This window comes from Microbulbifer mixtoriginis (SeqCode), from assembly GCF_052467235.1.
The window spans coordinates 3,771,500-3,798,365 of sequence record NZ_CP174305.1; the positions used below are offsets into that span (position 1 = coordinate 3,771,500).

Genomic DNA, 26,866 nt, shown 5'->3' on the forward strand with positions numbered 1-26,866 from the left:
CTAAGGCAGCGGTATCAGGAAGAGAGAACCGTTGTGAGTAGTTGGTAATTACTCACAGCTATCCACTGGTTCGGCCAGTTTTTATTACACAATATCAAGCTGATTTTTTCGGAAGGGACTGGCTTCTTGGCGCCTTGAAATCAAGGATAGAGGGCTTTGAAAGGACTTTTCGTATAAAAATTATGGAGAAAAAATGAAGACAAAAATAATTCGATGGTATACCACATTTTTTATACTGCTTGGATTCTCCCCCCTGGCTCTTAGTGCAGAGTGGCTATTAGGTACGGGTAAATACGATATCACTGGGCCAGCCGCCGATGTTGGTATGGTTGGTTATGGAGAAACCAGTCAGACAACCAAAGGAATTCATAGCCGCTTGTGGTCCCGTGCTTTTGTAATCGCCAATCCTCAGGATAGTCAGCGTCTAGTATTTGTTTCCGCCGATTTACAGAGTATTACTCAAGGTGTTAAACAGGGTGTGGTTGCTAAGCTCAAGAGTAGGTATGGCAACGACCGCTTTACAGATGAAAATGTGATGCTCACGGCCACCCACACCCACGTAGGTCCTGGAGGTTATGATCACTATGTGATGCTCAATATGAGTGCACTGGGTTATGCGGAAGATAACTATAACGCGATCGTAGAAGGTATCTACCAATCTATTGTTATGGCAAATAGCAGTTTGGCAGAGGGCGACATTTACCTGGAGCAAGGTACCTTGCTCAACACGAGTGTCAACCGCAACCCGGAGCCCTACGCGCAAAATCCGGATACGGGCAATTACCAATACGATACCAACAAAACTATGACGCAGCTCAAGCTGGTTAATGCGAATAATAAAGCATTGGGTATTATTAACTGGTTTGCGCTACACAATGTTTCACTTGGTACCGGTCAACGTCAGTTGAGTAGTGATCACAAGGGTGCTGCCAGTTATTTATTTGAGCAATGGGCTTCAAATCAGACAGATTCGACAGGAAATCTTGTTGCGGCCTTTGCCAATAGCAATCTAGGTGACGCTTCTCCCAATATTTGTGGCCCAGGGAATGGTTGTGGCTCCAGTGAATATGAGAGTCTTGAGTTGGCTGCAGAAAAACAGGCAAACAAAGCGAAGTCTCTTTACAGCACCTCTAACAATAAATTATTGAACAATCTTGATTATCGCCATCAATACATATATTTCCCCGGTTATACCGTAGCCGGGGAATATACTGGCGAAGGGCAGCAAAACATTTGCGAAGGTGCCGTGGGCTGGTCATTCACAGCTGGCTCTTCCTGGGATGGCCCCAGTGGGATTGATGGTATTTTCGAGGGGATGTCAGTTGAAAACGAAGGCATTGAGTGGGATCGCAGCGAAAGCCTATTCGAATCAGTGATCAGAGGTTTCCCGCTCTTTGGGTTAATGAACGCTTTCTCTGCGGCTGCCGTTTATAAGGATACACAGGATGATCCTTGCCAATATCCCAAACCCACTTTTGTTGAGCGTAAAGTAGTAGGGCAACAGCTGTATACCCCTTATCTGCCATTTCAGATGTTTCGCATTGGGTCCCTGGTCCTAGTGGCTGCGCCGAGTGAAATGACCACTATGGCTGGTCGCCGCCTGGAAGAAAAGGTATTGGCTTCAATGCAGGGGCACGGTGTTACCAGGGTAGTTATTGCCGGTTTGGCCAATGCTTATACCGGTTATGTGACCACTCATGAAGAATTTGACAGACAACACTATGAGGGGGGGCATACGATCTATGGGCCCAATACCTTGGCGGCTTATCAACAGATTTATACAGGCATGGCCAACGCCATGAATAATAATCTGGCGGTGGATGCAGGGCCGACACCAACAGATTTATCGAATGACCAAATTATTCATGTCATTGGTGTCGTCTACGATGATAAGCGCCTATGGGAATCCTTCGGCCAGGTTTGGAATGATGTACGTAACAACTATTCTATTGGTGATACTGTCTCCGCGAGTTTTCGCTCCGGTCATCCCCGTAACGATTTCAGAACGGGAGATACCTTTATAGAGATTCAACGTAAGGTAAATGGCAACTGGGAAACCTATCTTACTGACAATGACTTGGATACTCGCTTTATCTGGACACGGGATACTGCGGTAGACTGCCTGGCCTGCTCCTTTGCTGAAGGGCAGTGGGTAATTGGTGAGGATACTCCTGCGGGTACTTATCGCATAAAACACAAGGGAAACTGGAAAAGTGGCTGGACAGGGAAGGTTAGCAGCTACTCAGGCAAGTCGAGCAGTTTTACTGTCAATAACTGAGTTGTGTTGATCAAATTATTCGATTAGTAAATCAGGCCGTTAATTCGGCCTGATTTAGATGCAATGAACACTAATTTTTTAACTCTTATCTATTGGGCAGGTTTTTGTAGCTGAAAATGAGATAGGGCTTTTTCAGCAATTTCCTTGCCATATTCCTGTACGAAGTGACCAGCCTCTTCAAGCTTGAGAGGCGGAGGACAATTTTTGATAATTCCCCTAAGCATTTCCATTACTTTTTCACCGAGTACGGCATCCCTCATTCCAATTGCCATAAAGCTATCGCCTTCCCAGGTCTTGGACCAGAAATTTCTGGCCTCTAGCCCCAGTTCTACACCCTCCATGTCGGGATCAACGGGAACAATTGAGGGGAAGCGACGAACACCGGCCTTATAGCTGTTATCGGGAAAGGGAGCATCATAAGCCACTATATCAAATAGATTGATTTCCGATCTGGCATCAGTGGCAATTAAGCCGCCTACCGGTATCTCTGGAACACTGACAGAAAAATTTCTCCATTGATAAAAACCTTCCGAAGCGCCATCCCCCGCTGCAATCGCAGTATTCATTACCAGTAATCGTGTAAATCTTTCCGGCATATCCATTGGCAGAGTGAGGCCTAGAAGTCCACCCCAGTCCTGGCATACCAAAGTGATATTTTTTAGGTCTAGGTGTTCAATAAGTTGTATCAGGCTGTTGCGATGAAAATTAAAGGTGTAAGTATTGTCATCTGTTGGTTTATCGGAACGACCAAAACCAAAGAGATCAGGAGCAATAACCCGGTGCCCAGCTTCTATGAATACTGGAATCATTTTTCGGTACAGATAGCTCCAGGTTGGTTCCCCATGTAGGCAAAGAAATGTTGTTTCTGCATCAGAGGTGCCTTCATCAATGTAGGCCATACGCATTGAATCGTATCCATCCAGAGTATCGATGTATTTTGGTTGATAGGGAAAGCCTGGCAGAAGGGAAAAGCGCTCTTCGGGAGTTCTTAATCGCTCAATAGGCATTGGCAAGCCTCTTTTATTAAATGTTAGTATTTAGACTTTTATGATTTTAACTTACGAAATTAAACAATAATCAGCATACAACTTAAAGATGGTTTTTAGGTTTTTTTGATTTTGCTGTAGATTCATAGGTAAAATTTCTTCAAGTATTACATGTTGTCGATAAGAAATGGTTCTCACAATTCACAAGCTATAGATAGATATTTAAGTTCCGGTGAATGTGTTTTTAGCTTTTCGACTTTTACTTTCTATTTAAATGCTAATTTCAGTGCAGGGTTGGCATGCATGGTTAAACTGTGGATGAGAGCCTACACAGGCTTGAGTACAGGTCATCTTCCGCTTCCTTTGTCTTTGGGCAACCCCTAGGCGCACTTGAGGGTCAATTACCCTGATAGTTCTGATTACCTGATTTAGAGAAGAGATGTTGTATAGTGCCCCCGTTAACAAGCCCCTTAGCAAAGGGCTTATCAGTAAACGGTTAAGGTAGTGAGACAAGATGGAGTATCAGTCCTCGAAGAGTGCAGTTTTGCAGCTTTGGAAGAAGTTTGGTGGTTCGGCGTTTGGGCGTTGGACAGTTTCGAAGGTGGTCGCTTTCAAAGCACCTTACTTTAGGTCTATTAAGCCCTGCTTTGCTGAGGTATCACCGGGGCGTGTAGAAGTATTGCTGAAGAAACGTTGGGGAGTGACAAACCATATAGGCACAGTGCATGCGATTGCGATGTGTAATGCTGCCGAACTAGCCGGCGGGGTCTGCTTGGATGTTTCTCTGGATCGCCGCTTTCGTTGGATACCCGTGGGGATGGAAGTTAAGTACCTGAAAATGGCAAAAACCAACCTGCGTGCGGTTTGTGAGTATCCAGATTTTGCATCTATTCAGGTTGGTGATGTGGTTATGCCCGTGGGTGTCTTCGATGCTAACGGTGAGGAAGTGTTTCACGCGGACATCACCATGCGTGTATCTCAGCGCCCCACAAACAAGTAAAGGCTGCGGTTGGCAAATGGGGTTAGGTTTTTAGACTGTCACAAGTCGCAGAAATTGACCGAAATTGAGGGCAGGTAGTCCTCATAGTCCTTTTCTGAGTATCTGAAATATAACAGTCTTGGCCTAGATCACTGCTTATAATCTATACAGTCAATTGAACCTCGTAAGTGGATGTACGGAGGCCGTGAACGTCGTAAAATAGTTCACTTGTAAGGGTAATCGATCGACTGGCTGGAGGAGTTATGGGTTTAATTTGGGATATGAGTCATTCGATATCCGCCTTTGAAGCGGTAGAGGGGGATAATACTGAGTATGAAATATATAATGCGGAAAGTCAGGCATTAAGCAGTGAGGGTATTTATCAGGATCTTGCCGAAAGCCTTGAGCTGGCTATTTCCAAGCTAAGTAAAAATGTAAATGATAGTTCTCGTTACTTCCTTATTCAGTGGGAACCCATCAGCTCGCAATTAACCCTGACCGTCACGGATGACCAAAGAAAGAATGATGCCCAGGCTGTTGTTCGCTGTCACTTCACTGCGCTGGAAAAGCAATTTCAAGAATCTCAGTTTAAAACTGATGACGACAAACAATCCGCTATAGCTGCATTTTCTGAAGATTTACACTTTTGGTGCAAGGAGTTTCTTTCAACGGACCAAGGGTTTAGCCAGTTTTCTTTAGTCGCTCTTTTCACCTCTGGCTCGAGGGATAGCGCTGTTATTCTGTAGATTGCAGTACCTTTTAATATTCAGGGCTACTTTCATTAAAAACCAGTGAAAATAGCCTTGAAATGTACCCGAGTGGTCCACTCTAAGTGAAACTTGTTTTGCTATCACTATCCACTATTTTAATTACAGATCTACAGAGAACTCTGTATACCAATTGTTGGTTTCCCAGACTTTGATCTTTTCGAAATTAATATCTAGGTCTGAGCTATTGGCGGCAACTCTTTGATGAATGGCACCATGCCAAGCTTTAGCGAGGTTTTCGGAGCTTGGTTTAAAGGGTGTTATACACAATTTCCCAATTTTGGAGTTCGCTTGAATAAATTGTGCCTTTTTTTGTTGTTGATAGATTATGCCCATGTATTCTATGGAGTTAATAATTTCCTTTAAAAAGGGGTCTTGATAATCAATAATCGTAGCATGATCGCAGAGATCCTGAATCTCAGCTTTAAATATTTTTTTCAGGAATGACATGTCGGTGGGAGGATCTTGGTATTTTGCTCTGCATGTACATTCCACTCGATACCTGTAACCAACAAAGCCTTCTTCCAGCTTATTATCCTCTATATAGGCGTAATTTACTTTCTTGGTGATATTGAGGTCAAGGCAGTAGGTGATATTGAAGTATTGAGGCATTGGAGTGATCCTGATTTACTCAGATTACTATTGCTTGCTGCTGAGTATAATAGATATTTTGAGATATCTTGGGAGGGTTGATCAATATGGGGGAGAAGAGCTGAGCAGAAAGATCGATAAAAGAATTCCTAACAGCCTATTTTGAGATACAGGTCGCCGATAATAGTTTGGTATCCAATGAAAGATGTCCTCACTCTTAGCCTTAATTGGATTGTGGAAAGAATAAATTCAAAGGTGCCAAGGATAAGAAAATACATTAAAGAGATGTTTCAGGCTCTGTTCCCACTTTGTCCAGTCATTACTGCTGCGCCTATCATATGCGCTAAACGCAGGGCTTCAGGCACATTGCCGTTATCAGTAGCTTGCTCAAGTATCTGGGCGGCAATGTTCGGGACACAGCCCTGTACCTGAAAGTAAAAATTACGGTGAGAATAAACCTTGCCTGCTTTAAGTAGAATCTCCCTGCGTAGTGAATAATCAGGGAAGTTTTTCAGGGCTTTATTAATGGCTGACATATCCGGTGGTTTACGCATTACCGCGATACAGGGGCGCTTCAAGGATTCAGCCAGTTTGGGGAGATCTATGATATTAAAGCCTCCAACGGCGACGCCATCAATCAGTACCACGTTAATCTGGGGGTAAAACTTGCTGCTTTGCAATATTTGCGTGATAACTTCAGTAGCATCCATGCCGTCTTTTTGTACCTCACCCCAGAGCATGCCTTCAAAGCGGGTATCGGTACATATTATCCCGCTGATGTTTACAGGTGAGCCCCGCTCTTTTTGGAAAGGGGCATCGTCAAAGCCAATAATGCGGAGTTTCTTCTTCAAGCGAAGAAGTTCTGCGATGGGCTTCATCGTTTATTTTTTCAGCTGCTGGAAAAGGTAAGGAAAGAGTTTTAGCTTCTCCTCCTGAGTAAGAGACTCTACCCGTTGGATATTATTTTCCGGAATAGCTTCCGGGTTTGGGTAAAGATCAATCATTTTGGCTAGGTTTTCTTCCCGCAGCAGGTGCAAAATCGGGTAGGGTGCCCGATTGGTGAGGTTCTCGGCATCCTCTGGGGCAGTACCTGCGAATTGATAGTCCGGGTGGAAGCTGGCCAGCTGATAGATACCTTCGTAATGGTTGCGCTTCAGTAGCCATTCGGCCTGATCGAGGAATTGATTGTAGTCAGCAAAATCCTTTAGGTAATTTGGAATAATCAGCAGGGTAGTCAGGAGTTCGTTTTCCGGCGTACTGTCGAGTCGTTGAAGCTCAGCAAGGAGGTCTGCCAGTAAAGCATCCTCGTTGTTTGCCTTACAGACCTTATAACGAATCTGGCCTGCGCGTAGTGGTTTGCGCGCAAAAGGGCAGAGGTTTAGGCCCACCACAACATCGGTGAGCCATTGTTCCACTGTCTGTGTAACTTGTTGCTCCATGTACCGGCTTACCACATCAGGTCGTCGGGGATCTGGAAGTCGGCGTAGGGGTCGTCTTCGTCCACCGAGGTCGAAGTTTCGGTAGGTTTGACAATGATTTCGGTATTGCGCTCGGCAATTTTGTCGGCGATCACTCTGGGTACCAGTTCAAACTGTTCACCCTGGGCGACAATCACCAACCGGCCGGCAATGAGATGATCCCGCAGGATTTCACTGACATAGATAGTTTTGATTTTTTTATCAAAGGTAAAGTTATAGGCGGTTTCACCTGAGTAGGGCTGGCGGTTGTTGTTCACCAGCTGCTTGATTTGTGCTGCGATGGCCTTCTGTTGAGCCGCAGCGTCACGTTCGGCATTCAGGGCGCGATCCCGTGCAGCCTTATCCGCACGCGCTTGCTGCGCGGCTAACTTCGTTTCATCTACCTGTGGTTGTGAAGATTTCTTTGCAACTTTCTGTTGCTTGCGCTTTTCCTTACCGATCTGTTTGGCTTTTTTCTTGTCGACGAGTCCTGCTTGTAACAGCTGGTCTTGCAGTGAGGCCATAGTATGTTTCCTGCAATAGTAATTAGTAATTAGTAATTGGATTGTGCCGCCAGTAAGTTTGGTGGCTACTTGGTCAAAGTGTAATTGGGGACTTACCCCTTTCATAGATGTGGGGCATTTTACCTGAAGATAGCCGCGGTGCTGGCAGGGAATTTGATTTAAGGGGTCCAGGGCTTACCAGAGGTAGCGGTAGCAATGATCTCATCGGGCTCTTTACCATCGCTCAACATTTGTGCACCCCCTGGAATCATTAGTGCTGAGCCCGTGGCAATTGCCACGCGTTTGCCGCTGGGGGTATCGATATTACAAGAGGAAACCCGTAGCTGGCGGCCGCGGTGAAGAACTTGCGCCTCGAGGATCAGGTCCCCACTGTTGAGCTTGGCCGGTCTGGCAAAGCGGATATGCATATCTAAGGTGGCAAATATACTGCCCGCCGGTAAGGTGGAATATACGGCCGCCCCCATAGTGAAGTCCGCCGCCCAGGCCAGCAGCCCTCCGTAGATAGACAGGGTGCCGTTAGAGAACCAGGGGGATGAGGGCATGGTAGAAATACAGCGGCCGTTCTCGATTTCGATGGCGCGGTAACCGGTGAGCAACCATACGGGGTGAATGCGACCCTCATTGATGGTAGTTCGCTGAAGCTCAATAGGTACCTGTTCCGGCAGATGCCCCATATCACAGAAATAGGGTTTGGGTGGCGGTCTGAGATAGGGGTCTGGGGGATCGGTTGGTCCCAGGTCTGGCAGAGGTAGCTCCTGATCGGGATTGACTGGGAAGTCTGCAATTAGGCAGCGGGTACTTCCATAGGCGAGGGTTCTGCCATCTTGATCGTTGATCTGAATGCTGGAGAGCCCCACCTGACTACCGGAATGCACAGTCGTGGCCCGGCCAACAATATTCTGGGTGTTGCTGGTAATTGGCCGGATAAAACACATATTCAACTCAGAGGTGCTGAGTACTTTACCGGCCGGGAGAGTCGTCCAAATTGCAGAGGCGAGGGGCGCGTCGGCGAACATCGCGTAAATACCACCCCAGTAAACCCCGGTGCCGTCTGCCAGCCAGGGAGTGATGGGCATTGAGTAGGTGGCTTTGCCCAACCCTGCTTCCGTTGGCTGCATACCTGTGAGCCGCCAAAAGGGCGGTCCCGGCAAACTTCCACGAATATATCGTTTGAAAGTCTGTAGACCGGGTTGTTGCAACGCTCGCAGGTCGCAGATGGCACCACGATGAACTTCGTCGGTGATATTGGTCATCCCCCGCCTCCAATTTCATCTATTGAAAGATTAATGTGCAAGGGCTGGGTAAACGAGGGAATGTGGGCTGGATATGGCAGCAGGCACTATTGACCTACCGCAATCTGGGTGGGCAAGCCTTATTGTGGTGAAAAATCTGGTAAATCCACCGTAAGAGTGGTTTTTTCGATTGGGCGCCCCTCCATGAACGAGTTGATGGTGTCTTGTATCTCTGGGGATGCCATAAATAAATTGTGACCGGCATTTTCTACTGTTACCAGTGTGGCATTACTAAGTCCTGCCATTGCCTCTTGCTGGCTCTCTATGTAAGTTCTGCCATCAAGAGTGCCACTGAATAGCAAAATGGGAATATTGCTATGGGGGTTGCTGCGAAAAGCATCACCCAGGTCTAACTGTTCAGCCAAACCATCGTAGTGATAGGAAAAGTTGAGGTAGTCACTTAACAGGGCGGTTTTTGCTTGCTCCTTCACTTCAGACTTTCGCTGTGTGCTTATACCTGAGGCTATATCTATTGCCGTTGGCATGGCACTCAGGGAAATTGGAGAGCCTGGACTCAAGAATCCATCGGGAAAGTAGCGCCTGGGAACTCGATCGAAAGCCGGAACATGCCCCAAATCAAGAGTTCGATAGAAGCCTAACAAGTGGGCGACACTTTTGGGGTCGGCAATAAAAGCGGAGGCAATTTGTTGCATATCTCTACGCTGAAGCAGGTACTCCAGAGTGTGGCCTTCCCGCTGAGGGATATGGATTTTGACTGGGGCCCGCTCCAGCTTTGTGTGCACTCTATCGATAAGAACCTTGATGTCAGGGTAGGCCACTTTGGCTGCGGGTTGCTGGTCCAGGGCGAGTTGCAGTCGATCTAAATAAGAACCCGTTCGCGCGGGTAATTTAACAGTTTGATCCAGGCCTTCAGCACTGGAAAGGATCACTCTGTCTATGGAGTCTTCTATCTCCCTTATTGCCGCTAGAGCAAGGTGGCTGCCGTAAGAAGTGCCCCATAACACAATCTTCTCTACCCCCAGATGTTGTTTCAGCGCCTTCAGGTCGCGAGAGTTTTCCAGGGTGTTGTAACCGGCTAGATCGACCCCCTTTTGATGCCAGAATGCTAGGCATTCACGCAGAGCTTCGCGATGATATTCGATGTATTGGCTATCAGTTGTTTTTTTCAGGGCGGGAACAACCTGCCGAGATTCACAGTGAGGCAGATCGTTGGAGCGGCCGGTGCCACGCTGGTCCAGGGCGATCACATCGCCGTACTCCCGCAAAGCCATAAACATATCAAAACGATAGTTGACGGCCATGATGCCCGATCCACCAGGGCCACCGGCAAGATAAATAATCGGCGGGCCCGACTTTTTTCCGGTTGTAGGGAAGCGCACATAGTGAAGTTTCAGTGAGCGGCTCTCCGGATTACTACGATTCTCAATTACCTCAAAGAAGCCCTTATAGCCTTCTGCAGTCTGCTTATTCCAGGTCGTGAAAGTAAATGCCTCTTCATTAACAGGAGATTTGGCATGGGTGGTTGTTGTACCAACAAGGAGACTTAAAAATAGAAAGACCTTTAAAAAATGGAGATTGAAAGTAAAACTCATTGACTACCATCCTTCCCTAGAGTGAATTTTTTGTATTTTTATACTTGAAAAATCTTGATTGAGCCAGCTGATGGTAAAAGAGGTGGGTCTCTTACCTTTACTGAAATGATTGAAACCCTTTCATATTCGTAAGCTTGGAGCTTTCAGTCTTGAATGTTATTGAGATTATGAATTGTCATTCAATTCTACCTCTTACTTCAATCGATGGCCCTATGGCTTGATTTCATAACTCTTTACTCTCCGTAGGGTATGCATTTGTACCATCTTGTGATTTGTTTGGTTGGCGCTACCTATATGTGAGGACGGCTTTGCATAGAATGATTGGCAATTCTGAGTTGATGAGCATTGGGAATCTCTCGTTGGAACAAGGTGGGGGCGGCACAGTTTGCTTGAAAGGTCCTCGATTGGTAGATTAACTTCGATTAATTTCGTTGATACTCAGCTTGAGGGTGAGAAGTAGGAAATTAGTTTTGGAGATTATTTGGTTTTTTGCTCTCAGTTATAAAAAGGCGTTTCATTTTTCTCAAATAGTCCTTTCAAGCATTTATCAAAAAATTTTGTGAGGTTATTCTGTTAACTCTCCTTAACTTGGTTGTTTTTAATCTCCTTTCACTGTGACCAAGTAGTTTTTGTGTTTTGCTTGGCTTGGTTCTTAGGGGGGAGTTGTTACAGATAAATAACAAGAATAAATTTCTGGATTTCGTGGATTTTGCATTGGTTGTTTGTCTAATCTTTTCTGTGTCGGGGGAGCACTAAATATCATTTGAATCACATGTGTGTTTCACTATGGATAATTTTTATCAAAAAGATATTTCAGCTTGGGTGGATAAGTATCGCCCAGGATTAAAACGATACTTTTCTTCTCGAGTAGCTTCAGCTGATGTTGATGACTTAGTGCAAGAGGTTTTTGCTCAGTTGCACTGGCACCTTAATCAGTCCGATATAGAGATAGAAAATCCAAGAAACTATATCTATACGGTAGCTAAAAATCTGTTGGTTAGTCACAGTCGGTACCACAAGTCTCGATGTCGAGCCTTCCATGAGTCACTTTCCCTTGATTATGAAATTCCCGATGTTATTACACCGGAGCGTACAGTAATAGGTATGCAGGATTGTCGGTGCGTCTTAAAAGCAATTCTGGGGCTGCCACCACGTGCAGGGGCGGCATTCAAATTTCACCGTTTTGAGGGATTGACTTACCAGGATATTGCCGAACGCATGGGGATCTCCAAGGAATCTGTAAAGGAACTTATCCAGCGCGCATTAATTAGGGTTAGGCGGGCAGTGGAGGAGGTTTCATAACCTGTTTTTCTCGGATATTTAATCAGGCTATCATCCAATTAAAGATTGGTTAAGTACAAGTGTTTTAAATTATAGGTTAAGTCTATCTGTGCAAATTTTAGAATCTGGTACTTGAATTTACGCCTATTCACCTAAGCATATTGATGCTTGCCTCTCAAATAGAAAAATTCTCTACTTTTATTGTCTCCTTCATCTTCAGATGGTTTTTGCAGATTTAAAGATTTTCTAAAAAGCTATATTTATCCCCAATTGTAAATCCGCTTGCACTTACTTGAACTACACTCGAAAAGACCTTTTGGAGGCTAGTCTTTTTTATTTATGAAAGGTGAGAGCTTCCTGCTTGAAATAAGTTGCCCTTTTTAGTGAGTGTAACGCTGAGAAGACGGAGTTTGTAACTTTTGGTCACCGCTATTGTTTGGTTGTGTTAATTGTTGTTTTATTTAATCTCCTTGATTTCTGGGGGCGAATATTTAGTAAATGTGGATCTGAAAAATCTGGGGTTAGATCCCCCCGACTGTGCTGTAAATGCGTCTTAAACCTAGTTAGGCCTGAGATAAGGTGGTGTTTGGCTGACAGAAAAACAGAGAAAATATAATAGAGAGAATCAGAATGATGATGAGCCTGCGTAAGCAAAAAAATTTGATTGCACAAGCGATTCGTGCCACCAATCCGATCAATCAAACAACGCCCTGGTACAGCGCTGCAATAGCCTGTCTGGTGATGTCTACCGTTTCCACTGCGGCCCTAGCCCAGGAGGAACAGGATACGGAAAGAAGTAGCCGCTCCAAACAGCCGATCGAGGAAGTGACGGTAACGGCCCAGAAAATTGAGGAGAGTATCCAAGATGTTCCTATTGCAGTTTCGGCACTCTCTGGGGATAGCATGGATGCCTTGAAGATCGAACGTGGTGAGGAACTACTACGGGCGATACCGAATGTAAATTTCTCCAAATCAAATTTTAGTACCTATAACTTTTCCATTCGCGGCGTTGGCACCAAGGCAGTTTCTGCCGCCACAGATCCTGCAGTGGCAGTGAGTTTTAATAATGCTCCATTGATTCGTAACAGGTTGTTTGAGCAGGAGTTTTTTGATGTTGAGCGGGTGGAAGTGCTACGCGGACCACAAGGCACATTGTATGGTCGTAATGCCACAGCTGGTGTGGTTAATATGTTGCCGGTTATGCCAGAGGATGAATTTTCCTCTGAAATTAAAGCGGAGATAGGTAGTTATAATTCGAAGCGTACTAGCGGTATGTTTAATTTACCCATTGGGGAGACCATGGGGTTACGCCTCTCCGGTGCTATGACCAAGCGCGATGGATTTGATACTAATACCTATACAGACAATGACGTTAATGATCGTGATCTTTATTCCACTCGGGCAATTTTTGAGTGGGAGCCATCAGAAACATTTAGCGCCAATCTAATTTGGCAGCATTTTGAGGAGGATGATAAGCGTTCACGAACAGGGAAGCAGCTTTGTACGACAGATCCAGGCGTTTCAATGATTGGAGATGTTGAAGTACCAGAAAATTTCACAGGTTTTTTTAGTCAAGGTTGTTTACCCGGCTCAATCTATAGTGATGAAGCATATGGTACAACCAATGCTAAGGGGCTTGCATTTGTTGTTGCTCCGCAAGCACTTCTTCAAGGCTATTATCCGGTAATGAAGGAATTTCTTCCAAATCCTTATGCCAATGCTGAGCAGTCCAGGGATTTGCGTGAAATTGCTACCAGTTTTGATCCTGTGTTTCGCGCTGAGAATGACTTGGTACAGTTAAATTTTGCATGGGAAATGAGTGATACTCTTACATTTTATTCCCAGTCGACATATGCCAAGGACGACTATTACTCTTCCCAAGATTACAACCGGTATGTGTCAGATTCGATTTTTAGTGATTCTACTGAATATGGATTGGATCCAGGCCCTACGCCCGGTGGGATCTATACCGATCCACAGTTAGGACCTTCGGATGGCGTCTTGGCAGTGGATATCAGCCGATCTGATAACAAACAGTGGAGTCAAGAATTCAGATTGCAAACATCCTTTGATGGCCCTTGGAATTTTGTTGTGGGAGCTAATTATCTAGATTTTAAGACTCAGGATGATTATTTTGTATTTAATAATATGTTCTCCCTGATTGCCGAGCATGTATACAATGGCGTTGATGATCCTGAGGCTGGTTTGGGTACAGAGAATTGCACGGACCCTCAGAACATTGAGGGTTTTCAAGATTGTATGTATGTGGATTACAACTCATTAGAGAATATTGATGAGGAAGGTCATAATTATTTCCTCAGTCGAAATCTAGTGGAAACACGATCCTGGGCTATTTTTGGCGAAACCTACTGGCAAATTAATAATGATGTAAAGCTTACCACTGGTCTACGCTACACGAATGATCGCAAGCGTTCCACACCGGTACCCAGTCAGTTATTACTGGGAACAGAAACTGATAATGATACCGGTGAGATCGTTCCTGGCCCTGCCTCTGGGGGGCTGGTTTATAAAGGGTATCCGGAGGGTGATGCCGTTACTCAAAGCTGGAAGGAGTACACTGGGCGCGCTGTACTAGACTGGCGTACAGATACGCCCTTTACCGATGAAACTATGCTTTATCTCTCCCTTGCCCACGGTTATAAAGGGGGCGGCACCAATCCCCCTCGCGCAGATATTGATCCCAATGTTGTGCAATACCAACCTTTAGATGAAACTTTTAAACCTGAATTTGTTAATGCAATTGAAATTGGAACAAAGAATGTTTTATTTGATGGCAGCTTAACTCTCAACGCTAATGCTTTTTACTATGACTATAGCGACTATCAAGTTTCCCAAATTGTTGACCGTATTTCGTTAAACGAAAACTTTGATGCAGAGAGTATGGGGATTGAGCTGGAATTAGCATGGCAGCTTACAGACAATACTCGGCTAGATATGAATATGGGTTATCTAAAGACCCGTATTGCAGATGGTGAAGAGTCTATTGATGTAATGAACCGTACTCAAGGACATGAGGATTGGTTAGTGGTTCGTCCAAGTCTTCAAGTTCCTTCTAACTGTGTTGCGCCGAAAGATGTAGTGGAGGCGACATTTGCAATACCATACCCATTAATGCTTTGGGCTTTATGTGATACTACGGGTAGATGGGGTTCTTTCACACCGGAAATAGAGTCTAGCCAGTATTTCCATGAGTGGCTAAATATCGACCCCTATAACCCGCTCACTGATGCACCGAATGGAGCGAGAGGCTTTGCCGCCGATTTAAGTGGCAATGAACTGCCAAATGCCCCACGGTTCACAGTAAATTTGGGAGTGGAGCATACAATTCCTATCGAAGATTGGGACCTAACTTTGCGAACTGACTATTATCGTCAATCGGAGAGTTATGCAAGGGTTTACAATACAGAGTATGATCGTTTAAAGGCCTGGAGTAACCTCAATGCTTCAGTCAGTTTGAGTCATCCTAACTCAGAATTGTATATGCAGCTCTATGTGAAGAATATATTTGATGATGCACCGATCACAGACATGTTTACTAATAGTGATGATTCAGGTCTCACCACAAATGTATTTACTTTAGAGCCTCGTATTGTTGGGTTCAGTATAAGTAAAGGGTTTTAAACTCTGAGATTATGTCTGATTGACAGATTTAAATATTAATTGCCCTTTTAAGAGCACCTTGATCTGTTGGATAGGTTCTTCTGACAAATTGAGGTGCGTTTTTAAATGTAAACTTGCTATTTGATAATTTGCCAGTTTTTTGAATATTTCTTTATGAATTTTTAGCCGATTGCTAAAGCTTAGGCTCTTTGGCTGGAGATGGGTGAGTTGAGGGTAGTTAGGTTAGGTGGGTGTTTTGCTATAAGTCAATTAATTGTATAAGGGGCACCATCATGATTGCTGATAGTACCCCGTGCGTCTAAATTATAGGGGGCTATCTAGGGTACAGTGAACGATGATTGTGGATTGGTAGATACAACGCCATTTATAACGCAAGGAGATCCTGATCCAGTACTAGGTATTTGGGCATCATTAAAGGTAATTTTGCCTGTTGACTGGTCGAAACTACCATTCAAATCTCCCGCGCAATTACCTGATACAGCTGCTACGTTTACATTTTTTAGGGTTACAGTATTGTTTGCATGTCCTACAAGGGCATATGGTAGCCCGCTAAAAGAAATAGTGCCGCAAATGTTAAGGAAACCTCCCGAGAGGGCCAGGCTTCCAACTGAGGCATCTGCTCCTGTAGAGTCGACACTTCCAGAAAGTTTACATTGAAGCAGGATACCTTTCTCTACTTCGAGGTTACCATCACTCGCTAGGGCTATTGCACCTGGGGGAGACCAGGTTTCTGCATTCGCGAGCCCGGCTATCCCAAAAGAGGCTAAACAGATAGAAGCAGCGGTAAGGATCTTTTTCATAATAATGGTGTTCCTAATATTTCTGTTAATTATTAATGCAGGCACATTACTTGATGCTTGGTCAATTTATATGCGCTACCTTTTGAAGCGTTCATCATCGCTGGAAAGTGATGAAACTTAGTAGACCTCAATAATAGGAGCCGACCCAGTTCCAACCCCTTCCATTTATAAAGACGTGTTGGGATGGCTGTTGGGGGGATGTCTAGCCCAAATAGACGCAAATTTATTTGTGAGGCGTATTTCCTATCCTCAAATTCAATCTATTAATAGGTTGGTTTTATTTATGATGGGCACGGGGGTAGCTCAGCGTTACATATAAAAAATTTTTATATTGTTGATAATGGCATTCTCAGATTTATATTATTTTTGTTCTGTAGACCTTTATTAAGATTTCTGATGTGTTTTGAGTTGTGCAAAAGTACAGGAATTTAGGATTTGTTCTCTCATTAAACTCAACAAGTTAAAAGTGCTTATATAGCTTTTGGTTTGTCAGTTTTCTCAACTTTATTTTAATCCTTATTTCATGTTTGTTTATAAGATGTTTCCTGGTGGGGTGTTATGGCTGCTAATAACAAATTACTATCGGTGGCTGGGTTCCTGGTTATGGAAAGGTTTTATTGATTGTAATTTTCCATTGGGTCGATTTAATCTGTCGATGTATTCCCAGTTCTGAGCAGTTAAGAAAATATTGACTATTTATAGACTTTCGTTAGTCTAATTTTCACTTGAGTTGGAAATTAAAGGAAATATATTTGAACATATCTAAATAGTTAGAAACCCGATGAAAAGCGTGAGGCTTCCAGTAAATGTCTTGTTGTGGATTGAATTAGCATCAACGGACAGCGTGTAATTTTGCATAGGTTTTTTTGTAGTGCTTTAAATATCTAAATTAACTCGGGCAGGCTTTTGTGGGGCTTAATGAGCGTGTATTTGGCATTAAAGGATAAAAGCTATCACGTTACTGGCTAATTTGAGGAAGTCCTTGGTGAAGGGCTACGCTGTACCAGTTTCTACTTCATAAGCCGTTTTTACTATGGCTGGGGACGGTTTTGTTTGGTTTTTGCTCTCCCTGCCCCGGACTCATATTGTTATACTCCGCGCCCTTGAAAGCCCCCCTATCTTATGACGGAGAATTTGATGTCTGATTCACAGTGCGACATTGGCTTTATTGGCGCTGGTGTGATGGGTAAGAACCTGATCTTGAACTTGGCTGATAATGGCTATCGGGTCTGTGCCTTCGATTTGGATCACAACCGGCTCAATGCACTGCTAGAACAGGATAAAAAGGAACGTGGTGATCGGCCTGCGCGTGTGGAAACCTGTAATTCATACACTGAGTTATTGGCTAAGGTCAAAGCGCCGCACTTGATCATTCTTTCTGTACCTGCAGGGGCGCCAGTAGATGATGTTTGTTGCAAACTGTTGGATGCTGGCCTCAAGGCTGATGATATTGTTGTGGACACGGGTAACAGCCTTTGGACTGACTCCGTAGAGCGTGCCAAGCGCTATGAAGGTAAGCTGATCTTCTTTACAACGGCAGTATCCGGTGGTGAGGTTGGTGCGCGATTTGGGCCGTCTCTGATGCCCAGTGGCGATCGCTACGCCTGGAGCCGTATCGAGCCTGTTTGGCACGCGATTTCGGCCAAAGTGGACAAGGCCAGTGGCCAGCCTATAGAACGCTTTGAGCCGGGTAATCCGGTGAAAGAGGGTGAGCCCTGCGCGGCTTATATCGGCCCTATTGGTTCTGGGCACTATGTAAAAATGGTGCATAACGGCATCGAGTACGCGGATATGCAAATGATCTGCGAGGCTTACCATGTGATGCGCAGTGCCTTGGCGATGTCACCGGCGGAGATTGCCGAAGTGTTCCGTGAGTGGAATCGAGGCCCGTTAAACAGCTACCTGATTAATATCAGTGCTGAAGTGCTTTCCACCCTAGATTCTGTTACCGAACAACCGCTGGTGGATGTGATTTTGGATCGTGCGGGTCAGAAGGGGACCGGCCTTTGGACGGCTATCAGCAGTCTTGAAGTAGGCTGCCCTGCGCCGAGCATTGCCGAGGCGGTTTACGCCCGCTCCCTATCTACTCGCAAAATTTTGCGCACCCGCGCCGCGCAGAAACTCAAGGGCCCAGTTCTCACCCAGGTAGCGGCAGAGCAGCGTGAGGAAGCGATCCAGCAGCTGCATGATGCCCTTTACTGCGCCAAGATCTGTGTTTACGCCCAAGGTTTTGACCTGATGAAACTGGCTGCGCGGGAGCAGGGCTGGCAGCTGAACTTCTCGGAAATTGCGAGAATCTGGCGTGCCGGCTGTATAATCCGTGCGGTATTCCTGCAATCGATTAGTGACGCCTACGATCGAGACTCCAAACTCTCTAATTTGTTATTAGATGACTTCTTTACCCAGCAGATCGCCGACCACCAGGCTAACTGGCGCCAGGCAGTGGCGAGTGCAACTCTCAATGGCATTCCGGTACCGGCGCTGTCTTCAGCTCTGAGCTATTACGACGCTTTCCGTTCAGAGTCCCTACCAGCCAACTTGCTGCAAGGGCAGCGGGACTTCTTTGGTGCGCACACCTTTTCACGGGTAGATCAGCCCGAGCAGCGCAAATACCATGTGCTGTGGGGTGAGCCGGGCCGACCAGTTGTGGAGATCTGAGCTTCAGAAAGCGACACTTTGACCTTGGGCGGGGCTTTCGTCCCGCTCAGGGTCAGGTTATTGTTCACTGCTCCATTCATTTCTTTTGCAGTAAAACAAGGCTATCAGAAGACCACTTCTTCTACTTCTCGCGCCAGCTCTTCAGCTTCAGAGTGGGAGGCTTTAGCGACCATCTCCTCTACGCTGGTAGATTCGGTATTAACGCCACCAAAGGCATTGAGTAGATCCTTGATTAGGGCTGAAATTTCCAGTGCCATTACTGCGAAATCTGCATCGAAGCGCTGCGCCGCACTTTCGGCATCGGTGTTATCTGCCTTTTCCAGCAGCTCATCGCTGAACTTTACCCGTTTCACGGAGAGTTGGTCGTCCACCAGGAAATCGACCCCGCCGCGCCAAACCAACCCTAATTTATGTACCTGCAGGCCAGCAACCAAGTGGTTGTGAATTTCCTCGGCGCATAGGTCTTGGTTTTTGCAGCGGATCACACTGCCGCTGTCCTTTGGGTCGCGCAGTTCGCATTCGTGTCCGAAATCAAATTGAGCGGGGGCCTCGGGAGCGGTGAGCCAGTGGGTCATTGTTTGTTGTGGCAGGTTTTTGGCTGATAGAGGGACTACCGCGAGGCTGCTAATGGCTTCGCGTAGATTTTCTAATAACTCTTCAGCGGCGGAGGCAGAGGAAGCATCAACCACTACCCAGCCTTCCTGCGGGGCGATATAGGCGAAGTGCAAGCGGGACCGTGCAAAAGCCTTGGGCCGCATTTCCAGCAGTACCTCATCTTTGAGGTTTTGACGTTCCTTGCGGCCCACCTGTCGGGCCTCTTTTTCTGAAATGGCCTGGGCCATTTCTTCTACTTTCTCATTGATAACGGCTGCTGGTAGAACTTTTTCTTGCTTCTTGGCGCAGACCATCAGGTAGCCATTGGTGGCATGTACCAATTGACTGCCGTGTCTGCCTAGGGGAGAGACCCAACCGTAGCGGACACTGTCCTGGCTACCGCAAGGCACAAATGCCTGGGCTTCCAGTAGCTCGTTTAGTTTTTCGGCATCCAGAGAGAATTCTTTGGTTAAGCGGTAAATACGAAGGTTCTTAAACCACATACATCAGGCCATTTGGTGTTCAGTTGCGTGTGCGGACGTTAATTATGCGGAAACTGGGGCGCGGCAGCTAGTGAGCTGTTTCCAAATGACGAATTGGTTGTTTTTTGTCCGAAATTTGGCGGGGCAGGATAGAATGTTCAGCATCAATGCCTGCAGAGATTGTAGGTTATTGTTCTTTCAGCAGGATGGTCGTAACGGGGCCGTTTTCTCTGTGAAAGCCTTTGTGGCTGAGCTGCAATAGTTTGAGTGCAGTCGCAGACACCTGGTTCTGTTAAAGGGTAGGGTCATCGGAGAACTCCCCTAACCGTTTAAAAGTAGGGGGCAGGGCTGCTGGCCAGATTTATCTGAGCCGGTCACACCACGCCAGTAGTCCAACCTTAACCCCATATTTCAGCAAGGCCAATTATTATTCTCTGTTTGGTAATGTGTCTTTAAGCCGCTGGGCGCTTATCGATATTAACCTTGAAGAGGAAGAAGTAAATGGATTGACTTATCTTTAGCAAAGGATTACTTCGATATTTCCCGGATGGCTACTTGAATTGTTCGCGGAATCTGAAGCTGATTTAGAGGGGCAGTGTGGCGGTAATGAAGAATGCTATTTCCGTAAAACTGCTTGAAATATAAAAACAATTACATCATGGCATTCCCCACAGTCAGTCCGTGACATTTGTGGGGCTATATAATTACTGAATGCTCAGGAAGCAATTTTTAATGAAATACCTGTGCAGGCTTCCAATGCGGTCCAAATTACTCCCACGACGGCATTCCAGATTTTTTCTATGGTTACAGCGAGAAGGCCGCGGAGGGTTCTGGCAAAATTCAAAGCCATATCCTCGATAGAATCAAGAAAGTAATCTCTCAAGTCCTCACCGATTTCGTTTTCCGCGATGGCTTTGGCAATCAATTTTGCCTGAAGGGCTAGAGCGGATAACTGGCGCTCTGAGAAGCCACGGATTTCTGTGATGTCATGCTCAATAACGGTAGAGGCTGCATCTTTAATATCTGAGATCAATTGGGTTACGTCCAGTGACATGGCAAAGTCCTCAGCGGTTTAAGAAGGATTCGTAAGTTAAAGCCTGGTCCATAGAGATTACAACTTCATTCTTGAAAAGCGCCACAATGGTAGAGCGAAGCCCCTTGTCTTCGTCTTCTTTACGCATTCGATTAAGACTGCTAGAGATTTTTTTAAGTGAATTGACACTGGGTGGCTGCTCATTGAAAACGATATCTGCTCCTGTAGAACTCAAATAGTTGTTGATTTTCTTGAGTGTATCTTTATTGGGCATTGGCCGGGTGTTGGATTGCATCGCTAAGGCGTCAATCTTGCCAATTAATGCATGGTAGTTTTGGTCTCTTTTAGCATAGGATTCTTTATCTGTACCATGAGAAACTGAGGAAAAGAACTGCATCAGTTCTGCATTCACCTCAGTGAGATCTGAATAGAGTTCCGCATCATATCTTGGAGCTAGCTGGGAGCAACTGCTGATGGCTAGAGCTAGAACTATGTATAACAGAGCGGATGCTACCTTGGGTGGGGTGGACAACATCTGTACTCTCCTTGCTGTTGACGTTTATGGATATTCTGATTGTTACTTCAAGTAAGCGATAGTTGGATGGCTACTATCGCTCAACTTTCATTAAGCTGGTTCTAAGGCTTCTTCATTTGTACAAACTTTAGCGGAGCCCTGCCGTTCAAAATATGACAATAGAAATCTGACTGCTTCCTGATTGTCGAAATAGCGGGAATGTACTTTAGCCGCGATTTTATCTGGAAAAGTGCCATAAGAACCGATTACCCTCTCATAGCAATTATGAGCTTCAGGTACGGCTGAGCCGCTGGCAAACCAGTCGGAGTGGGATTTGATATCAATCCATTCAATCAGATCATCGCGCTGGGATAACTCTAGAACTTCGTTTTGTAGCCATGGGGCCTGTTTACCCAGAACTTCGATTAATGAGCCCATGGTTAGAATTCGCACTGGCGTGCCAAAGGAGGGAAGGTCTGCAAAGAGATCCACAGTAACTACGCTACCAAAGCTATGCCCGACTATTGTAACTGATTCATAGTTTTCTAAGGCTAGGCTGCTTTGCAGTTGCTCGCGCACACGTCTGATAATCTCAAAGCGCACAGCGGGTTTACCTCTGGCCGCGGGCTCATTGGTTAGATAGCGCTTACAAAAATCTGAGATATCAACCAGTAGTGATACGGGTATGAGAGCGACAATCGCTGTTGCCACTGCCCAAATACGCCAGCCACCAATATATTCAACAGATCTTTTCAATTCCTCTACCAGAGAGAAGAATGGATTATCAGCGGCAGGTTCAATAGCTTCAACAAATAGTATAATGGTACCCAGGTACCAAACTATAAAGGCTAGCGCTGACAGGGTTAGCCCAAAGGTGAGGTATTTTCGCCGCAGTACCCCTTTCCAAATATGTAAATTAGCGAGCCAGAACCAGATAAGTGAAAAGCCCCTGGCGAGGCGAGTTTTTAATGTCTGTTGGGTAATACTGGGTACCAGGTCGTTCCAATAAGCTTCAACCAGGTCCAGTTCCATCTCCTGCCCTGCGGTGGTGGCTCTTAAACGCTGAACGCCCGGGGGAATAGTGGGCGCCGCTATGGGGGTGAGTGGTATACGTTCACTCGCGGCAATAAGCCCCTCTGTAAACTCGGACAATTGTGCAGTACTGGTGACACGGGTAAGTCCTGGTACCAGCATTATCAAGTTTCTTTTCATGGTACTTCCAAATGATAGTGTTGAGCCTCGGGCTGCTTCATTCTTTGAGTTAGTGCCCGTAGTTCAATGGCCTGAAGGGCCCTATATGTTTTGAGTGTTATTATGTTAAGAAACAAACTTCCTTTTATTCTTTGACGCACCAGTTTTGGACTGGTTATGCATACTCCGATGCTGAAAATTTGACCTGTAATTAGCTCGGGTTAGATCAATAGGTATAAAAGTATGGGACTTGGTACATGTAGAGCGAGTCTTGCCCGATTTATATGTGATAGAGAAAGAGAAGTAAACAGTAAATTTTGCAATAGTATGGCTTCTATACTAACGAATGAATGAGGCGCAGATAGTGAGTTCGGAGAGATTTAAATTGAACCCCTGCCACCGTAGTTGAGTGCTAGCAGTGGCAAGTTTGGTAGAAAAAGCAGTTTAATCAACCACTTCTGTTTGCAGCTGGACAAGTATAAACTCATTGCCATAGAGGTCTTCAAAATGGGCAAACTCGGCGTTGGAATCTGAGGCTCTTGGCTTAATAAATTTTACTCCATTATTTATTAGGCGCTTATATTCATTATCAAAATCCTCTGTATAAATAACTGCACAGGGTTGACCCGCCGTCTGCCTGCCAACCTGATCCAATTGACTATTGGAGGAGGCTTGTAAGAGCCAAATACCCATGTCTTTCTGTTCAGGTAGGCGAAGGTGAACGAATCTTAATGGCGGAGCCTCTGAATCAATAAATACTTCGAAACCAAGTTTGTCACGGTAAAAAGTAATAGCTTCTTCGTAGTCACGAACAAGAATAACCAATCTTCCTATAGTGTTCATAAAATCCCGTCTTTGCTGATTGAATGTTGATAGAAGGGCTTGATATTAACTGGCTTTATTGTACTGAATACTGCTGCAGTCAGAATTTGATTAAATCACAACGTAGAATTATATGACAGAAATACTCCTGTCGTGCCTAAACACAAGGGATTCTAATTAGATGTATCAAACGGCTGTTGTTCACGTTATCAGATGGTGAGGTTCAGGATCGCTTTAAGGCTTGTGGGCGATCTTCATAATGAATATTTAAGCGTCTTTTTATGAGATCAGGGTTAAGTGGAAATATTCAATTAAATCGCTTTCGTCTCTTTCCACATGTTGTCGTTTATTGTTGGTAGCTAAAGCTAGACTTGGCCATTAAAGATGGCTTGATCGTTATTGAAATAGGGTTGATTAGTGGTTGATCGGTGTGGCTTTAAAAATTTAAGAGGAAATTAATGGCATGTATATCAGGGAAAAGATGATGGACAATAAATTTGTTCGCGGTTTACTTGGTACAGCTCTGATCTTGTTTGTTGGGTTGAGCCAAAGCAATGCCAGTGCCTGCACTAGAATTTTTTATGAGGCTGGTGATGGTTCTTATATTACAGGGAGAAGCATGGACTGGAGTGATACCACAGCTGCAATGGACTTTTGGTTGTTCCCAAAAGGGATGCAGAGAAATGGAGGTGTTGGCCAACAGTCGATAACTTGGACTTCGAAGTACGGTTCGGTAGTAATAAGTATTTATGAGGCGGCAACTTCTGATGGCCTTAATGAGGCAGGCTTGGCTGGGAATCTACTTTATCTGGCCGAGGCTGAATATGGGAACCCTCAAAAGCGTGGAAAACCGACAATTTCAGTTGGAGCCTGGCTTCAATATATGCTGGACAATTATGCATCTGTTGAAGAAGTGGTTACAGCGATGGAGGCAGATCCATTTACTGTGATAGGAGCTGATTTGCCCGATGGTAAGCCCGCTACTGCGCATATTTCAATCTCCGATCCCAGTGGGGATTCTGCGATATTCGAGTATATCAATGGAGCACTACAGGTCCATCATGGCAAACAATATAAGGTCATGACCAATTCTCCGATATATAGCCAACAACTGGCGATTAATACTTATTGGAGCCAGATTGGTGGTGAGAATTTTCTGCCAGGGACCATAACTGCAGCAGATCGTTTTGTCCGTGCTAGCTTTGCCCTTGAGTCATCACCAAATTTTAAAGATCATCGAAAGGCAATAGCCTCAGTCTTCTCACAGATACGCGCTGTGAGTGTGCCCCTTGGGATGAGTGATCCAGGGAAACCTAATATTGCTTCGACCTTGTGGCGTTCAGTGATAGATCAAAAGAGAATGCGATATTACTTTGACTCCGTGATTAATCCTTCGGTAGTGTGGTTGGATTTTAGTAATTTAGATTTTAAAAACGGAGCGAAGGTTTTATCCATGAAGCTGGATACCCCGAGTGATATTGGTGGTGAAATATCTTCGCAGCTTAAGCCGGCAACTCCCTTTAAATTTCTTGCACCAAAAAGTTAACCAGAGTTAAAAAGTCACATTTAACTAGATTGTTAATGGAGTTGATCTCAGTCTCTTTATCAATAGGGGTGGATATGAAAGATACAATGACTATACGTAATATGCAGCGCCCTGAAGTCGATGTCTTGGTAAATTGGGCAGCTCAAGAGGGCTGGAATCCAGGATTGCATGATGCTGAAACTTTTTGGCAAACGGACTCTAAAGCATTTATCGCTGCACTGGTTCAGGAAAAAATGATAGGCGGTGGTGCTATTACCTCTTATGAGGGAATATATGGCTTTATGGGCTTCTTTATTGTGAAGCCAGAGTACCGAGGATTGGGGCTTGGTCGTAAACTTTGGTATTTTCGCCGTCAACGAATGCTTGAAAGGTTAAGCCCAGGAGCTTCAGTGGGACTGGATGCTGCATTCCAGATGCAGGATTTCTATGGGGAGGGGGGCTTTAAATTCTCTCATCGCAACTTGCGTTTTAGTATGGCCGTGCCTTTAAAAGTGGCTTCAAATGGTAGTGGAAATTTTGAAATATTACCTCTTGCAGAGATTCCTTTCGATCAGCTTCTTCAATATGACATGACCTGCTTCCCTGCAGGAAGGGAAAAATTTTTGCGTACTTGGCTGAATCAAGAAGGGGCTCAGGCTTTGGGGGTGTTGCAATCGGGAACGTTGAAAGGTTATGGGGTAATTCGCCGCTGTGGTGAAGGTTGTAAAGTGGGCCCTTTATTTGCCAATAACGGTCAGTTGGCTGAAGCGCTATTGATTGAATTGACAAAGTTTTCTTCAGGAGGGGCTGTATTTTTGGACGTGCCGGAAAATAATCAAGAAGCCATGGCTTTAGTTAAAAAATATAATATGAAAGAGGTATTTGGTTGTGCACGTATGTACCTAGGCTCTAAGCCCAATATTGCTCATGAGCGTATTTTCGGTGTAACAACCTTTGAGCTGGGTTGATGATTGAGCGTGACTTAGAAGGCTATGTAGGGCAGCCTCCGGATCCAAAATGGCCGAATGGGGCCAGGATAGCCGTTCAATTTGTACTGAATATAGAGGAAGGCGCTGAATCTTGTGTTTTAAACGGGGATGATCAATCGGAAGCTTACTTACATGAACTCTTTGGTAGGGAGCCGCGTTTAGGGGAAAGAGACCTCAGTGTTGAGAGTATGTATGAGTATGGTAGCCGGGCTGGCGTGTGGCGTATCCTCAATATCTTCAACTCTAACAAACTCCCACTAACGGCCTTCGCCTGTGGGTTGGCACTGGAATTGAACCCAAGTGTGGCACAGGCATTGGTAGCCGCAGGTCATGAAATAGCAGGGCATGGATATCGCTGGTTAGATTATCGCCATATTGATGAAGCTGTTGAGCGAGAGCATATACGAACAACCCATAAATGCATTGAAAGACTAACTGGAGAGAGAGAAGTTGGTTGGTATATTGGTCGCACTAGTGCTAATACTCGCAAACTTCTAGGGGAAGTTTCCCAGGTCCTCTATAGTTCTGACTCCTACAGCGATGACTTGCCATACTGGAGTTACACCCCAAAGCCTAGGCTAATCATTCCCTATAGCCTTGTGAATAATGATGTTCGATATCTTTTCCCAAATGGCTGCGCTTCGGCAGAAGATTTTTTTCAAATTTTAAAAGATGCTTTTGATCTTCTCTGGCTAGAGGGGGAGAGTCAGGCGAAAATGTTAACGGTTGGCTTACATGGCCGAATCAGTGGCCATCCCGCTCGTGCAATGGCTTTACTCCAATTTATTGACTATATCCAAAATCATGAAAAAGTTTGGATTTGTAGAAGGTCAGATATTGCCAAACATTGGATTTCTCAGCACCCTTCAGCGGGGGGGAGTAGTTAACCTTATTAAGTTCTTTGTGTT

Annotated in this window: 22 protein-coding genes; 9 read left to right on the plus strand and 13 right to left on the minus strand. The window is 45.2% G+C overall.

Features of this window, described 5'->3' with window-relative positions:
- The first annotated feature begins 193 nt into the window (after window positions 1-193).
- Window positions 194-2,278 carry a neutral/alkaline ceramidase gene (locus ACJJIO_RS16470; RefSeq protein WP_444909127.1) on the plus strand — a complete coding sequence of 695 codons (2,085 nt, stop codon included), beginning with the start codon at window positions 194-196 and terminating at the stop codon, window positions 2,276-2,278.
- 89 nt (window positions 2,279-2,367) lie between these two features.
- Here ACJJIO_RS16470 and ACJJIO_RS16475 read toward each other — a convergent pair whose 3' ends face one another.
- Window positions 2,368-3,285, minus strand: a complete 918-nt coding sequence (locus ACJJIO_RS16475; RefSeq protein WP_252082499.1) for a haloalkane dehalogenase — start codon at window positions 3,283-3,285, stop codon at window positions 2,368-2,370.
- Between the two features lie 493 nt (window positions 3,286-3,778).
- On the opposite strand from ACJJIO_RS16475, the gene ACJJIO_RS16480 reads away from it, so the two are divergent.
- Both ACJJIO_RS16480 and ACJJIO_RS16485 read left to right on the plus strand, forming a co-directional pair.
- Window positions 3,779-4,264, plus strand: a complete 486-nt coding sequence (locus ACJJIO_RS16480; protein WP_444886779.1) for a hotdog fold domain-containing protein — start codon at window positions 3,779-3,781, stop codon at window positions 4,262-4,264.
- Between the two features lie 242 nt (window positions 4,265-4,506).
- Window positions 4,507-4,989, plus strand: coding sequence for a hypothetical protein (locus ACJJIO_RS16485; protein ID WP_444900262.1), 483 nt, complete (start codon window positions 4,507-4,509; stop codon window positions 4,987-4,989).
- Between the two features lie 123 nt (window positions 4,990-5,112).
- Here the strand turns inward: ACJJIO_RS16485 and ACJJIO_RS16490 are convergent, their stop codons facing one another.
- From ACJJIO_RS16490 to ACJJIO_RS16515, 6 genes are all read right to left on the minus strand, one after another.
- Entirely contained in the window at window positions 5,113-5,622 is a 510-nt protein-coding gene (locus ACJJIO_RS16490) for a 6-carboxytetrahydropterin synthase (RefSeq protein ID WP_444889798.1), read from the minus strand.
- Window positions 5,623-5,891: 269 nt separating this feature from the next.
- Window positions 5,892-6,479, minus strand: coding sequence for an endonuclease dU (locus ACJJIO_RS16495; RefSeq protein ID WP_444884251.1), 588 nt, complete (start codon window positions 6,477-6,479; stop codon window positions 5,892-5,894).
- A 3-nt stretch (window positions 6,480-6,482) separates the two neighbouring features.
- The gene (locus ACJJIO_RS16500; protein WP_252082491.1) at window positions 6,483-7,040 is read right to left on the minus strand and encodes a DUF1415 domain-containing protein; all 558 of its coding nucleotides are present in this window, start codon (window positions 7,038-7,040) and stop codon (window positions 6,483-6,485) included.
- An 8-nt stretch (window positions 7,041-7,048) separates the two neighbouring features.
- Window positions 7,049-7,582, minus strand: coding sequence for a DUF2058 domain-containing protein (locus tag ACJJIO_RS16505; RefSeq protein ID WP_252082489.1), 534 nt, complete (start codon window positions 7,580-7,582; stop codon window positions 7,049-7,051).
- A gap of 158 nt (window positions 7,583-7,740) precedes the next feature.
- Window positions 7,741-8,835 (minus strand): PaaI family thioesterase, encoded by a 1,095-nt coding sequence (locus ACJJIO_RS16510; RefSeq protein ID WP_252082487.1) that lies wholly within the window; start codon window positions 8,833-8,835, stop codon window positions 7,741-7,743.
- Window positions 8,836-8,954: 119 nt separating this feature from the next.
- Window positions 8,955-10,427 (minus strand): alpha/beta hydrolase, encoded by a 1,473-nt coding sequence (locus ACJJIO_RS16515; RefSeq protein WP_444909128.1) that lies wholly within the window; start codon window positions 10,425-10,427, stop codon window positions 8,955-8,957.
- Between the two features lie 786 nt (window positions 10,428-11,213).
- Between ACJJIO_RS16515 and ACJJIO_RS16520 the strand changes: the two genes are divergently transcribed.
- Both ACJJIO_RS16520 and ACJJIO_RS16525 read left to right on the plus strand, forming a co-directional pair.
- Complete coding sequence (locus tag ACJJIO_RS16520) at window positions 11,214-11,729, plus strand: RNA polymerase sigma factor (RefSeq protein WP_252082484.1); 516 nt, start codon at window positions 11,214-11,216, stop codon at window positions 11,727-11,729.
- 609 nt (window positions 11,730-12,338) lie between these two features.
- The gene (locus ACJJIO_RS16525; RefSeq protein ID WP_444909129.1) at window positions 12,339-15,350 is read left to right on the plus strand and encodes a TonB-dependent receptor; all 3,012 of its coding nucleotides are present in this window, start codon (window positions 12,339-12,341) and stop codon (window positions 15,348-15,350) included.
- Window positions 15,351-15,667: 317 nt separating this feature from the next.
- Here the strand turns inward: ACJJIO_RS16525 and ACJJIO_RS16530 are convergent, their stop codons facing one another.
- A complete protein-coding gene (locus ACJJIO_RS16530; protein WP_252082480.1) occupies window positions 15,668-16,150 on the minus strand; it encodes a PraA/PraB family alkane oxidation protein activator in 483 nt (160 codons plus the stop codon).
- 1,137 nt (window positions 16,151-17,287) lie between these two features.
- Between ACJJIO_RS16530 and gnd the strand changes: the two genes are divergently transcribed.
- A complete protein-coding gene (gnd, locus tag ACJJIO_RS16535) occupies window positions 17,288-18,808 on the plus strand; it encodes an NADP-dependent phosphogluconate dehydrogenase (RefSeq protein WP_444909130.1) in 1,521 nt (506 codons plus the stop codon).
- Between the two features lie 104 nt (window positions 18,809-18,912).
- On the opposite strand, the gene rdgC is transcribed toward gnd, so the two are convergent.
- The 5 genes from rdgC to ACJJIO_RS16560 form a co-directional block, all read right to left on the minus strand.
- Entirely contained in the window at window positions 18,913-19,905 is a 993-nt protein-coding gene (gene rdgC / locus ACJJIO_RS16540; RefSeq protein WP_444909131.1) for a recombination-associated protein RdgC, read from the minus strand.
- 694 nt (window positions 19,906-20,599) lie between these two features.
- Window positions 20,600-20,938, minus strand: a complete 339-nt coding sequence (locus tag ACJJIO_RS16545) for a hypothetical protein (RefSeq protein ID WP_252082473.1) — start codon at window positions 20,936-20,938, stop codon at window positions 20,600-20,602.
- A 10-nt stretch (window positions 20,939-20,948) separates the two neighbouring features.
- A complete protein-coding gene (locus ACJJIO_RS16550) occupies window positions 20,949-21,452 on the minus strand; it encodes a hypothetical protein (protein WP_444909132.1) in 504 nt (167 codons plus the stop codon).
- A 90-nt stretch (window positions 21,453-21,542) separates the two neighbouring features.
- Window positions 21,543-22,643, minus strand: coding sequence for an alpha/beta hydrolase family protein (locus ACJJIO_RS16555; RefSeq protein WP_444909133.1), 1,101 nt, complete (start codon window positions 22,641-22,643; stop codon window positions 21,543-21,545).
- Window positions 22,644-23,066: 423 nt separating this feature from the next.
- The gene (locus ACJJIO_RS16560; protein WP_444909134.1) at window positions 23,067-23,465 is read right to left on the minus strand and encodes a VOC family protein; all 399 of its coding nucleotides are present in this window, start codon (window positions 23,463-23,465) and stop codon (window positions 23,067-23,069) included.
- 463 nt (window positions 23,466-23,928) lie between these two features.
- On the opposite strand from ACJJIO_RS16560, the gene ACJJIO_RS16565 reads away from it, so the two are divergent.
- From ACJJIO_RS16565 to ACJJIO_RS16575, 3 genes are all read left to right on the plus strand, one after another.
- Complete coding sequence (locus tag ACJJIO_RS16565; protein WP_444909135.1) at window positions 23,929-24,990, plus strand: bile salt hydrolase; 1,062 nt, start codon at window positions 23,929-23,931, stop codon at window positions 24,988-24,990.
- A gap of 74 nt (window positions 24,991-25,064) precedes the next feature.
- Window positions 25,065-25,937, plus strand: a complete 873-nt coding sequence (locus tag ACJJIO_RS16570; protein WP_444909136.1) for a GNAT family N-acetyltransferase — start codon at window positions 25,065-25,067, stop codon at window positions 25,935-25,937.
- On the plus strand, window positions 25,937-26,845 hold the full coding sequence (locus ACJJIO_RS16575; RefSeq protein ID WP_444909137.1) for a polysaccharide deacetylase family protein: 909 nt from the start codon (window positions 25,937-25,939) through the stop codon (window positions 26,843-26,845). Before ACJJIO_RS16570 ends, ACJJIO_RS16575 begins: the two co-directional genes overlap by 1 nt.
- Window positions 26,846-26,866: the final 21 nt, after the last annotated feature.

Excerpts from the sequence above, each read along its gene's own strand:
- ACJJIO_RS16495 (WP_444884251.1), bottom strand. The coding sequence starts at position 6,479 with ATGAAGCCCATCGCAGAACTTCTTCGCTTGAAGAAGAAACTCCGCATT.
- ACJJIO_RS16510 (WP_252082487.1), bottom strand. The coding sequence starts at position 8,835 with ATGACCAATATCACCGACGAAGTTCATCGTGGTGCCATCTGCGACCTG.
- ACJJIO_RS16515 (WP_444909128.1), bottom strand. The coding sequence starts at position 10,427 with ATGAGTTTTACTTTCAATCTCCATTTTTTAAAGGTCTTTCTATTTTTA.
- ACJJIO_RS16470 (WP_444909127.1), top strand. The coding sequence starts at position 194 with ATGAAGACAAAAATAATTCGATGGTATACCACATTTTTTATACTGCTT.
- ACJJIO_RS16550 (WP_444909132.1), bottom strand. The coding sequence starts at position 21,452 with ATGTTGTCCACCCCACCCAAGGTAGCATCCGCTCTGTTATACATAGTT.
- ACJJIO_RS16500 (WP_252082491.1), bottom strand. The coding sequence starts at position 7,040 with ATGGAGCAACAAGTTACACAGACAGTGGAACAATGGCTCACCGATGTT.
- ACJJIO_RS16480 (WP_444886779.1), top strand. The coding sequence starts at position 3,779 with ATGGAGTATCAGTCCTCGAAGAGTGCAGTTTTGCAGCTTTGGAAGAAG.
- ACJJIO_RS16485 (WP_444900262.1), top strand. The coding sequence starts at position 4,507 with ATGGGTTTAATTTGGGATATGAGTCATTCGATATCCGCCTTTGAAGCG.
- rdgC (WP_444909131.1), bottom strand. The coding sequence starts at position 19,905 with ATGTGGTTTAAGAACCTTCGTATTTACCGCTTAACCAAAGAATTCTCT.
- ACJJIO_RS16570 (WP_444909136.1), top strand. The coding sequence starts at position 25,065 with ATGAAAGATACAATGACTATACGTAATATGCAGCGCCCTGAAGTCGAT.
- ACJJIO_RS16560 (WP_444909134.1), bottom strand. The coding sequence starts at position 23,465 with ATGAACACTATAGGAAGATTGGTTATTCTTGTTCGTGACTACGAAGAA.
- ACJJIO_RS16555 (WP_444909133.1), bottom strand. The coding sequence starts at position 22,643 with ATGAAAAGAAACTTGATAATGCTGGTACCAGGACTTACCCGTGTCACC.
- ACJJIO_RS16520 (WP_252082484.1), top strand. The coding sequence starts at position 11,214 with ATGGATAATTTTTATCAAAAAGATATTTCAGCTTGGGTGGATAAGTAT.
- ACJJIO_RS16505 (WP_252082489.1), bottom strand. The coding sequence starts at position 7,582 with ATGGCCTCACTGCAAGACCAGCTGTTACAAGCAGGACTCGTCGACAAG.
- ACJJIO_RS16565 (WP_444909135.1), top strand. The coding sequence starts at position 23,929 with ATGGACAATAAATTTGTTCGCGGTTTACTTGGTACAGCTCTGATCTTG.
- ACJJIO_RS16545 (WP_252082473.1), bottom strand. The coding sequence starts at position 20,938 with ATGTCACTGGACGTAACCCAATTGATCTCAGATATTAAAGATGCAGCC.
- ACJJIO_RS16490 (WP_444889798.1), bottom strand. The coding sequence starts at position 5,622 with ATGCCTCAATACTTCAATATCACCTACTGCCTTGACCTCAATATCACC.
- ACJJIO_RS16530 (WP_252082480.1), bottom strand. The coding sequence starts at position 16,150 with ATGAAAAAGATCCTTACCGCTGCTTCTATCTGTTTAGCCTCTTTTGGG.
- ACJJIO_RS16475 (WP_252082499.1), bottom strand. The coding sequence starts at position 3,285 with ATGCCTATTGAGCGATTAAGAACTCCCGAAGAGCGCTTTTCCCTTCTG.
- ACJJIO_RS16575 (WP_444909137.1), top strand. The coding sequence starts at position 25,937 with ATGATTGAGCGTGACTTAGAAGGCTATGTAGGGCAGCCTCCGGATCCA.
- gnd (WP_444909130.1), top strand. The coding sequence starts at position 17,288 with ATGTCTGATTCACAGTGCGACATTGGCTTTATTGGCGCTGGTGTGATG.
- ACJJIO_RS16525 (WP_444909129.1), top strand. The coding sequence starts at position 12,339 with ATGATGATGAGCCTGCGTAAGCAAAAAAATTTGATTGCACAAGCGATT.